The organism is Streptomyces rhizosphaerihabitans, assembly GCF_025399795.1.
Classification (GTDB): Bacteria; Actinomycetota; Actinomycetes; order Streptomycetales; family Streptomycetaceae; genus Streptomyces; species Streptomyces rhizosphaerihabitans.
Map to the genome: position 1 here is coordinate 97,245 of NZ_JAODTZ010000035.1, position 9,142 is coordinate 106,386.

General features: G+C 70.3%; 7 protein-coding genes. 3 read left to right on the forward strand and 4 right to left on the reverse strand.

Features of this window, described 5'->3' with window-relative positions; translation table 11 throughout:
- The first annotated feature begins 167 nt into the window (after nucleotides 1–167).
- Nucleotides 168–605 carry an ArsR/SmtB family transcription factor gene (locus tag N4G66_RS29580; protein ID WP_261707311.1) on the forward strand — a complete coding sequence of 146 codons (438 nt, stop codon included), beginning with the start codon at nucleotides 168–170 and terminating at the stop codon, nucleotides 603–605.
- 6 nt (nucleotides 606–611) lie between these two features.
- Nucleotides 612–1,148, forward strand: a complete 537-nt coding sequence (locus N4G66_RS29585) for an SRPBCC family protein (RefSeq protein WP_261707312.1) — start codon at nucleotides 612–614, stop codon at nucleotides 1,146–1,148.
- A 4-nt stretch (nucleotides 1,149–1,152) separates the two neighbouring features.
- Here N4G66_RS29585 and N4G66_RS29590 read toward each other — a convergent pair whose 3' ends face one another.
- The 4 genes from N4G66_RS29590 to N4G66_RS29605 form a co-directional block, all read right to left on the reverse strand.
- Nucleotides 1,153–3,981 carry an NHLP bacteriocin export ABC transporter permease/ATPase subunit gene (locus N4G66_RS29590; RefSeq protein ID WP_261707313.1) on the reverse strand — a complete coding sequence of 943 codons (2,829 nt, stop codon included), beginning with the start codon at nucleotides 3,979–3,981 and terminating at the stop codon, nucleotides 1,153–1,155.
- A 1-nt stretch (nucleotide 3,982) separates the two neighbouring features.
- Nucleotides 3,983–6,205 (reverse strand): NHLP family bacteriocin export ABC transporter peptidase/permease/ATPase subunit, encoded by a 2,223-nt coding sequence (locus tag N4G66_RS29595; RefSeq protein WP_261707314.1) that lies wholly within the window; start codon nucleotides 6,203–6,205, stop codon nucleotides 3,983–3,985.
- Nucleotides 6,202–7,011 (reverse strand): HlyD family efflux transporter periplasmic adaptor subunit, encoded by an 810-nt coding sequence (locus tag N4G66_RS29600; RefSeq protein WP_261707315.1) that lies wholly within the window; start codon nucleotides 7,009–7,011, stop codon nucleotides 6,202–6,204. The genes N4G66_RS29595 and N4G66_RS29600 overlap by 4 nt, the downstream gene beginning before the upstream one ends.
- A 91-nt stretch (nucleotides 7,012–7,102) precedes the next feature.
- Nucleotides 7,103–7,318 carry a type A2 lantipeptide gene (locus N4G66_RS29605; protein WP_261707316.1) on the reverse strand — a complete coding sequence of 72 codons (216 nt, stop codon included), beginning with the start codon at nucleotides 7,316–7,318 and terminating at the stop codon, nucleotides 7,103–7,105.
- A gap of 692 nt (nucleotides 7,319–8,010) precedes the next feature.
- Between N4G66_RS29605 and N4G66_RS29610 the strand changes: the two genes are divergently transcribed.
- The coding region (locus tag N4G66_RS29610) for a S1 family peptidase (protein WP_261707317.1) at nucleotides 8,011–9,142 on the forward strand (1,132 nt) is incomplete at its 3' end.

Below are 9,142 nucleotides of genomic sequence, written 5' to 3' on the forward strand. Positions count from 1 at the left end.
GGGAAGTCGCTCATTGCATGTACGTAAACGAAACGGTTTCGTACACATCGACGGTTCGACCTTAAACCCCGTCGAACGAAACGGCAACGTTTCGCTAGGTGGCCCGGTGTGACGTCGGTCCCATGTATTCCTTGACGGTCATATAACTGGAGAGGCATATTGGTTTCATGTCCGACGACGCCTCCCTCTGGGCCGCCCTCGCAGACCCCCACCGGCGGGCCATCGTCGCGCTCCTGCTGGAGCGCCCCCGGTCCGTCGGTGAGATCGTCGAGGCGTGCGGGCTCAGCCAGCCGGGCACCTCGAAGCATCTGCGGGTGCTGCGCGACGCGGGGCTCGTCCGGGTACGGCAGGACGCGCAACGCCGGGTCTACGCCCTCGACCCGGCCCCGATCGCCGCACTCGACGCCTGGCTCACCCCGTACCGCACGCTGTGGAACGAGAGCCTGGACGCCCTCGGCCGCCGCCTGGACGGGGATCGAGGCCGAGTGACGGGCGAGCCGTCGGACCACGCCGAAGAGCCGTTCCCGCATGATCGAAAGCAGCCGAACGGCGAAGCACCCGCATCGAAGGCACTCCCACCGAAGGCACCCTCACCGAAGGGCTGAGTCACCATGTCCGCCGAAGCCACCGCCCGCACCGGGACGTACCTCACCTTGGACGACGGCCGCCCCGCCGTCCGCTTCAGCCGCACCTATGACCACCCCGTCGACCGCGTCTGGCGGTTCGTGACCGACCCCGACGAACTGGCAGCGTGGTTCCCCTCCCGTGCAGAGATGGAGCTGCGCCCCGGCGGCACGATCACGTTCAGCGGCGATCCGAACATGCCGGAGTCGACGGGCCGTGTCCTCGCCGTCGACCCGCCCCGTCATCTCTCCTTCGAGTGGGGCGGCGACGAACTGCGCTTCGACCTCGAAGCCCTCGACGGCCGGCGCACCCGCTTCACGCTCACCAATGTGCTCGCCGAGCCGGACACGGCCGCCCGCAACGGCGCCGGCTGGGAGGTGTGCCTCACCGCCCTCGACACGACGGCCCGCGGCGAACGGCCCGACGGCCCGCGCGCCGGGGGGAACACGGTCTGGAAGGAGATCTACGAGGCCTACGTCGAGGCGGGTGTCCCTTCCGGCGCGCCGGTCCCGGGGACGGACTGACCGCTCAGGCCAGCTGCCGTCGCACCAGTTCGTGCAGCCGCCCGCCCGTGTCCGCCAACAACTGTGCGGGCGGGCCCTGCTGGGCCACCCGGCCGTTCTCCATCACGATGACACGGTCCGCGTCGAGCACCGTCGACAGCCGGTGCGCGATCACCACCCGGGTGGCGTTGAGCGCCTTGGTGCTCTCGATCACCGTGCGCTGTGTCGCGTTGTCGAGGGCGCTGGTCGCCTCGTCGAAGAAGAGGATGCGTGGCCGTCGTATCAACGCCTGGGCGATCATCAGACGCTGGCGCTGGCCGCCCGAGATCGCGCCGCTGCCCGCGACGAGGGTGTGCAGGCCCATGGGCATCCGCCTGATGTCCTCGGCCAGGCCCGCCATCTCGGCCGCCTCCATCGCCTCCTCCGGCGTGTACGGCTCAGTGCCGCAGATGCAGTCGAGGATCGACCCGGTGAACGGCTGCGCGTGCTGGAGCACCACACCGCACTGACGGCGTACGGCGGACTGGTCGAGCGCCCCCAGATCCTGGCCGTCGTAGAGCACGCTGCCCGACACGGGCCTGTCGAAGCCGATCAGCAGCCGCAGCAGGGTGGACTTGCCGCAGCCGCTCGGCCCGACGATCGCCACGAACTCGCCCGGCCGGATCGCGAACGACACGTCGTCGAGGACGAGCGGACCGTCGTCGGCGTACCGGAACGACAGCCGCCGCGCCTCGATCCCGCCGGACAGGACACCGGGACGGGTGCTCGCCACCCGCACCTCGGGCGTCGCGTCGAGCACCGGCCTGATCTCCTCGAACATCGGCAGCGCGGCCGCCGCGGAGACGAACGCGCCGGTTATCTGGGTGACCGAGGTCAGCAGCATCGTCATCGACGTGTTGAAGGTGAGGAAGTCAGCGGCCGACAGCGAGCCGTGCGCCGGGCCCGCCAGCAGCATGAACATCAGCAGGGAGCACAGCGGCAGATACACCGCGCCCATCACCGTCGTCAGGTTCTTGACGCGGCCGACCTGCTGCTGGAGCTCACGGCTGCGGGCGAACTCGCCCGCCCAGGCCGCGTACGCGTAGTTCTCGGCCGCCGCGACCCGCAGTTTGGGCAGACCGCGCAGGGTCTGGAAGGCCTGGTTGTTGAGTTTGTTGCTCAGCACCACCAGACGGCGCTGCCCGCGCACCTGCCACAGACCGAGACCGAGGAACACGGCCGCGATCACCACCAGCATGCCGATCGCGGCCAGCGCCATCGGCACACTGAACCAGAGCAGCAGACCCAGGTTCATCGCGCCGACCGTGCCCGCCTGCGCGAGTGTCGGGCCGACCCCCGCGAGAAGCCGGCGGATCGCGCTGATGCCCATCGCGGCACTGGCCAGCTCACCGGTCGAGCGGGACGCGAAGAACGCCGTCGGCAACCGCAGCAACCGGTCCCACACGGCCGGTTGGAGACTCGCCTCGATCCGGCCCTCCATCCGCAGCAGCGTGAGGTTCTGCAACAGCATGAAGGCCGCCGACACGACGCTGGTGATCATGAGCGCGAGACAGACCTGCACGATCAGGCCGTGCTCGGCCTTCGGCACGTACTCGCCGAGCACCTTGCCCGTGGCGATCGGCACCAGCGCGCCGATCGCCACGGTCACCAGAGAGCTGATCGCGAGGTTCCGCAGATCTCCGCCTGTACCCGTGAGACAGAACCGCAGCAGCCGCAGCGGACTCGACTTCCGCTCGGGCAGCGGACGGTAGAACATCACGGCCCGCGGCTCGAACTCCGCCGCGTTGGCCTTCTCGACCGGTGTCTCGCGCCCGGACGACGGCTGCACGGCCACATATCCGCCGCGCCGCCACAGCAGCGCGACCGGCGCACCGGACACCGCCCGGTGGCCGACCAGCGGGCCGATGTCGTCGCGCCACCACCGCCCGTCGAGACGCACCGCGCGGGCCCGGATCCGTGAGGCGAGCGCGATCCGCTCGACGGGGTCGAGCCGGTCGCTCTCGGTGCCACTGCGCGCTCGCTCGGCGAGGGTGATCCCGGCCGCGCGCGCGACCAGTTCGCAAGCCGCGTACGTGGCGTCCGTCTCGGCCGCGGTCGGGCGCTTCCCCGACGCTCTGCCGATCGACGCGAGCAGGGTGCGGTCGGCCTGGGCGCGGACGGCCTCACCGGCCTTGATGCCCGCCGCCGTACGGTCCTCGTGACCGGCCTCCAGTTCTTCGATCCAGCGGTCGAGCGTGGACAGCAGCCGGTACTGCTGGTCGACCATGCCCTGCCAGACCCCGGAGTCCATCAGCAGATCGGCCGCCGCCTCGGCCCCGTACAGGGAGCCGTACCGCACGCTTCCCGGCGGCACCCGCATCCAGAAGACATCGTCGTCGGTGGGCGCCGCCGCGTTCTCCGCCGCCGTCGGAGCCTGGATGAGGATGGACAGACTGCGTCCGACGCCGAGGGCGAGCGCGTACTCCAGCGGGCTCTCCGTCGGCGGCACGTACTGCGGGTTGCCGTAGGCGTCGTACGACCAGGTCGCCGTGTCGGCCTGCTGGTACAGCTCCCGCAATCCGATCCGACGTACTTCGCAGTCCCGCAACGGCCGTCCCACCAGGGTGTGCTGAGGACCCGTCACCGGACCGAGCAGCAAAGAGCCCGCTTCGAGCCGGCCGAGGTGATGCCAGTGCCCCTGCTGCACGGCGTCGACCGCGAAGAGGTCCATGGCGCCCGCGGCCACCAGCCACAGGACCTGCGGACCCTCCAGATCGAGGCGGCTCAGCCCCACGCAGCCGACCGGCGTGCCCATACCGCCGAGCGCGCCGAGCACCACGTCCTGCTCATGGACGCCCTCGTGAACCGTGGTCATCTCAACGCTCCCTGACCAGACCGGCGTACGGACCGCCGGCCGCCACCAGTGCCTCGTGCCGCCCGCGTTCCACGATCGAACCGTGATCGAGTACGACGATCTCGTCGCTGTCCCGCACGGTGCTGAGCCGGTGGGCGATCACCACACAGGCGCAGCCGCGCCGGCGCAGGTTGTCCATGACGCTCTGCTCCGTCTCCGCGTCCAGGGCGCTGGTCACCTCGTCGAGCACCAGAATGCTGGGCCTGCGCACCAACGCCCGCGCGATCTCCAGGCGTTGCCGCTGACCGCCGGAGAAGTTCCGCCCGTCCTGCTCGACCCGGCTGTGGATCCCGCCGGGACGGCGCGTCACGACGTCGTACAGCGCCGCGTCCTGAAGGGCGGCGACCACCGCGTCCTCCGGGATCGACGGATCCCACAGCGCCACGTTGTCGCGGACGGTTCCCTCGAAGAGGAAGACGTCCTGGTCGACGAAGGAGACGGAGGCCGCGAGCGCGCCGCGCGGGATGTCCTCCAGCCGTCGGCCGTCGATCCGGATCGTGCCCTCCCACGGCGCGTACAGGCCCGAGATCAGCCGGGAGACCGTCGACTTGCCGCTGCCCGAGCCGCCGACCAGCGCGACCTGCTGCCCCGGGCCGACCGTCAGCGAGAACCCGGTGAGCAGCGGCTTGTCGAGCGGGCTGTAGCCGAACGTGATGTTCTCCAGCTCCACATGACCCTGCAGTCGCCGGGTGGACTCACCGGTGCCCGCGCGGGCGTAGAGCGGGTCGGCCCGGAAGTTCTCGACGTCCTTCAGACGTGCCACGTCGGCGGCGAAGTCCTGGATGCGGCCCGCGACACCGTTGAGCCGTGTGATCGGCGCGGTGAAGCGGGTGACCAGCGCCTGGAAGGCGACCAGAAGGCCCACGGAGACATGGCCCTCGACGGCCCGCAGACCGCCGATCCACAGGATCAGCGCGCTGTTGAGCGTCGCGAGGGTCGGGGCGACCACCCCCAGCCAGGCGCTCGGCACCCCGAGGCGCTGCTGTTCCTCCAGCGTGGTGGCGTGCTGTCCGGCCCACTTGCGGAAGTAGCCGTCCTCACCGCCGGTGGCCTTCATCGTCTCGATCAACTGGAGTCCGCTGTAAGCGGTGTTGGTCAGCCGGGCCATGTCGGCGCGGAGCTTGGCGGTGCGGGTCGCGCGCAGCCGGATCACCACCCGCATCGCCACCACGTTGAGCAGCGCGACACCGATGCCGACGGCCGTCAGCTGCGGGTCGTACGTGTACAGGAGCACGGCGTAGAGGACGACGACGACCGCGTCCACACCCGCGGCGGCCAGATCGCGGGCCAGGGTCTCGGCCACCGCGTCGTTCGACTGGAGCCGCTGCACCAGGTCGGCCGGGCTGCGCTGGGAGAAGAAGGTGACCGGCAGCCGCAGCAGATGGCGCAGGAAACGGGCGCTGGAGAGCGTCGAGGAGATGATGCGGCCGCGCAGCAGATTCGCCTGCTGCAACCAGGTCAGCACCACCGTGAGCAGCACCGAGGCACCCATCGACGCGAACAGCACTCCGAGCAGCGAACTCTGACCGCCGATCAGATACTGGTCGATGAACGTCCGGCTGAGCGCGGGCACCGCCGCGCCGACCGCCACCAGGAGCAGACTCGCCAGCACGGCGGCGGGCATCGTGCCCGAAGTGCCGCGCAGCCGGGCCGGCATGGCGCCCAGCACCCCTGGTCTGCGACCACCGCGGCGGAACTCGGGCCCCGGCTCCATGACGAGGACGACTCCGGTGAAGCCGGTGTCGAAGTCCTCCATCGGCACGAAACGGCGGCCCTTGCCGGGGTCGTTGATGTGTACACCCCGGCGCCCGAAGCGGCGCCCCATGCCGTCGTACACGACATAGTGGTTGAACTCCCAGAACAGGATCGCGGGCCCCCGCACCTCGGCGAGCGCGGCCGTGTCCATCTGCATGCCTTTGGCGGTCAGGCCGTAACTGCGCGCCGCCTTCAGCAGGTTGCTCGCGCGCGAGCCGTCCCGCGAGACACCGCACGCGATGCGCAGCTCTTCGAGCGGGATGTGCCGGCCGTAGTGGCCGAGCACCATGGCGAGGGACGCCGCACCGCACTCCACGGCCTCCATCTGGAGAACGGTGGGGGTGCGGACGCTCTTGACCCGGCCCTTGGGAACGCTGCGCCGGGGCGGGGCCGCGCGCCGTCTGTTGCGGGTGTCCGGTGCGGTGGTCACGGCAGGAGCCAATCGACGGGGCGCTGACCGGCCAGCCGGATCGAAGCCGTGGCGAGGGTCATGGAGGTGAGTGCGTACGGTGGTCCGTCTGCGGACGACCACTTCAGGCCGCTCCGGGTGGCGGACGAACGGTCGAGCCGGACCAGGACGGCCACCGGCCTGCCCTTCGCGGTGAACTGCTCGCCCAACTGGTCGTCGCCCAGGTAGGCGGCGATCTGCTGCCGGGTCTGCACGCTCCGGCCCACCGTCCTCACATGTCCGCGCAGCACCCCGTACCGCTGGGTCGGCACCGACTGGACAGTGAGGTCGACGGCCGCGCCGGCGGGAATCGTGGCGGCGCTCCCGGCGGAGACGTACACCGTCGCGTACAGCGGGTCGTCGGCGCGGGCGACCTTCTCCACGGCGGCCACGTTCGCGCCGGTCGAGATGATCGCGCCGATGGTGGCGGCGAGCGCGGTGACACGGCCCGCGGCGACCGTGCGGACGACGGCCGACCGGCCTTGCGCCGTACGGACCTTCAGCACGGGGGCGTTCGCGGGAAGCCGTTCGCCCTCCTTCGCGAGGACCGCGGTGACCTGTCCCGCGACAGGGCTCTGCAGGATGTAACTGCCCTCCGCGTGCGTCAGGACGGCGGGCGCGCCGACCGCGGAGGCGACGGTGCCGGTCACGGCCCAGACGGACGCGGCGGCCATGGCGACGACCGTCACGGACAGGACGAGCCAGCCCTGCGGGCGGGCGAAGCGCACCGGAAGGTCGAGCTCTTCGGGCGACCGCAGCTTGGCGAGGGCCTGTTGGCGGAACTGCACGGGACTTCCCTCACCTGTTCGAGAGGCCTACGGCACCCGAGAGTCCCGGAACCGGTGGGGCGGCTCCGGGACTCGGCGGCGTGAAACGCGATCAGAGACCGGCGACCAGGCCGGTGACCGGGGCGGTGTTCAGGCCGGTCACACCCTCGACGGTGCCGACGGCCGTACCCAGGACGCCGGAGACCGGGGCAACGCTGTCCACCAGGCCGGTGACGGTGCCGACGGCGTTCAGGGCGAGGCCGCCGGAGACGTTGTCGAGGTCGGCGTCGGAGATCTCGGCGGTCTCGACACGGGGGGTGGAGTTCATGATGGAACTTCCCTTCATATGGATATTCACAAGGGGGGAGAGCGGCCCCCTCTGGGGGACAGATGACGGCCGCCACCGCAGGGGTGCGGCTCCCGTTCCCGGGAGCGGTGCCGCGACCTCTGCGGTGCACCGGATCAAAGCACGGGCCCGGGGCGCGCTTCCAATCAACCAGGGCTCTCACCTGCGAACTTGTGCTCCACGGGCGGTGAACCGTGCAGGCGCCCACACGCCTCTGCGGCCACTTCTTCACATGCTGCGCGGCATCGATGCACGCGAACCCTTGCCGCTTGCGCACCGAATGGGACAGTCCCGGCCCAATGGCACGCAGGGGGGCGCACGCCTGTGCAGATCCCCCGTACGAGGTGACTTGGTTGAGCATGGGCTGTGCAGATTCCCTGAACCCGGGATTCCGTTCTTGATCGTCGACGGAGCGTCGTCGCCCGGTCGCACACCGTAGCCCTCGGCCTCCGGCCCCGTTCGGCGCTTCGCGTTTCCCGTTCGCTCCGAATTCCCGGTTCCGTGCGGCGGAATGGCCCGATTGTCCCCGCAATCCATGCCTTTGTGTCGACCAACTCCCGCTATTTGCAATGGCAGTTGAACGCCCCGTGTGACGCACGCGTATCAACAGGCAACCAGGCGCCCCCAGTCAGCTGCCGGACGCGGCATCGACCCCGTCCCCAGGAGGTCAAGAGTTGAGTCACAAACGGATACCCAAGCGCAAGGCCGCCATCGCGGTAGGCAGCGTCGCGGCGCTCGGAGCAGCGGCTCTTCTGCTGCCCCACGCCAACGCGTCGCAGTCGCACGGGGACGACGCCTCTCCCAGAACGTTCAAGGCGACCGATGTCTCGAGCGTCGCCTCCATGCTCGCCACCCAACTGGGCGACGCCTTCGCGGGGTCGTACTACGACCCGGCGAAGAAGCAGCTGGTCATCAACATCGTCGGTAACAACAGCAACGTCGTCAATCAGATCGAGCAGGCAGGCGCCGTGGCGCACCAGGTGCAGAACAGCACCTCGGCGCTGCAGGCCGCCGCCAAGACGCTGAAGGCGGACGCGACGATCCCGGGCACGGCATGGGCCGTCGACCCGAAGACCAACGAGATCCAGGTGACCGCGGACTCCACCGTCACGGGCACCAAGTGGGACACCGTGGAGTCGACCGTCAAGAACCTCGGTTCGGGCGTGGCGACCCTCAAGAAGTCCGCGGGAACCTTCAAGACGTTCGTCGACGGCGGCGACGCCATCTTCGGCGGCAACGCGCGCTGTTCGCTCGGCTTCAACGTCACCGCGGGCGACGGCACCCCCGCCTTCCTCACCGCGGGCCACTGCGGTGTCGCCGCCGCCAAGTGGTCGGACTCGCAGACCGGCGCGTCCATCGCCACCGTCGACCAGGCCACGTTCCCCGGCAACGGTGACTTCGCCCTCGTCAAGTACGACGACCCGGCCACGCAGACGAACAGCGCGGTCAATGTCGGCAACGGGCAGAGCGTCCAGATCAACCAGGCCGTCGAGGCCGCCGTGGGCCAGCAGGTCTTCCGGATGGGCAGCACCACCGGTCTCCACAACGGCAACGTGACCGGTCTGGACGCCACCGTGAACTATCCGGAGGGCACGGTCACCGGCCTCATCCAGACCGATGTGTGCGCCGAGGCGGGCGACAGTGGCGGCTCCCTGTTCACCCAGGACGGCGGCGCGGTCGGCCTGACCTCGGGCGGCAGCGGTGACTGCACCGCCGGCGGCGAGACCTTCTTCCAGCCGGTCACCACCGCGCTGGCGGCGGTCGGCGCGACGCTGGGCGCGGGAGACGCGGGTGCGGGCGCCGGTG

Bases quoted from the DNA above. Each gene is read 5' to 3' on its own strand.
- N4G66_RS29585 (WP_261707312.1), top strand. From the start codon at position 612: ATGTCCGCCGAAGCCACCGCCCGCACCGGGACGTACCTCACCTTGGAC.
- N4G66_RS29605 (WP_261707316.1), bottom strand. From the start codon at position 7,318: ATGAACTCCACCCCCCGTGTCGAGACCGCCGAGATCTCCGACGCCGAC.
- N4G66_RS29580 (WP_261707311.1), top strand. From the start codon at position 168: ATGTCCGACGACGCCTCCCTCTGGGCCGCCCTCGCAGACCCCCACCGG.
- N4G66_RS29590 (WP_261707313.1), bottom strand. From the start codon at position 3,981: ATGACCACGGTTCACGAGGGCGTCCATGAGCAGGACGTGGTGCTCGGC.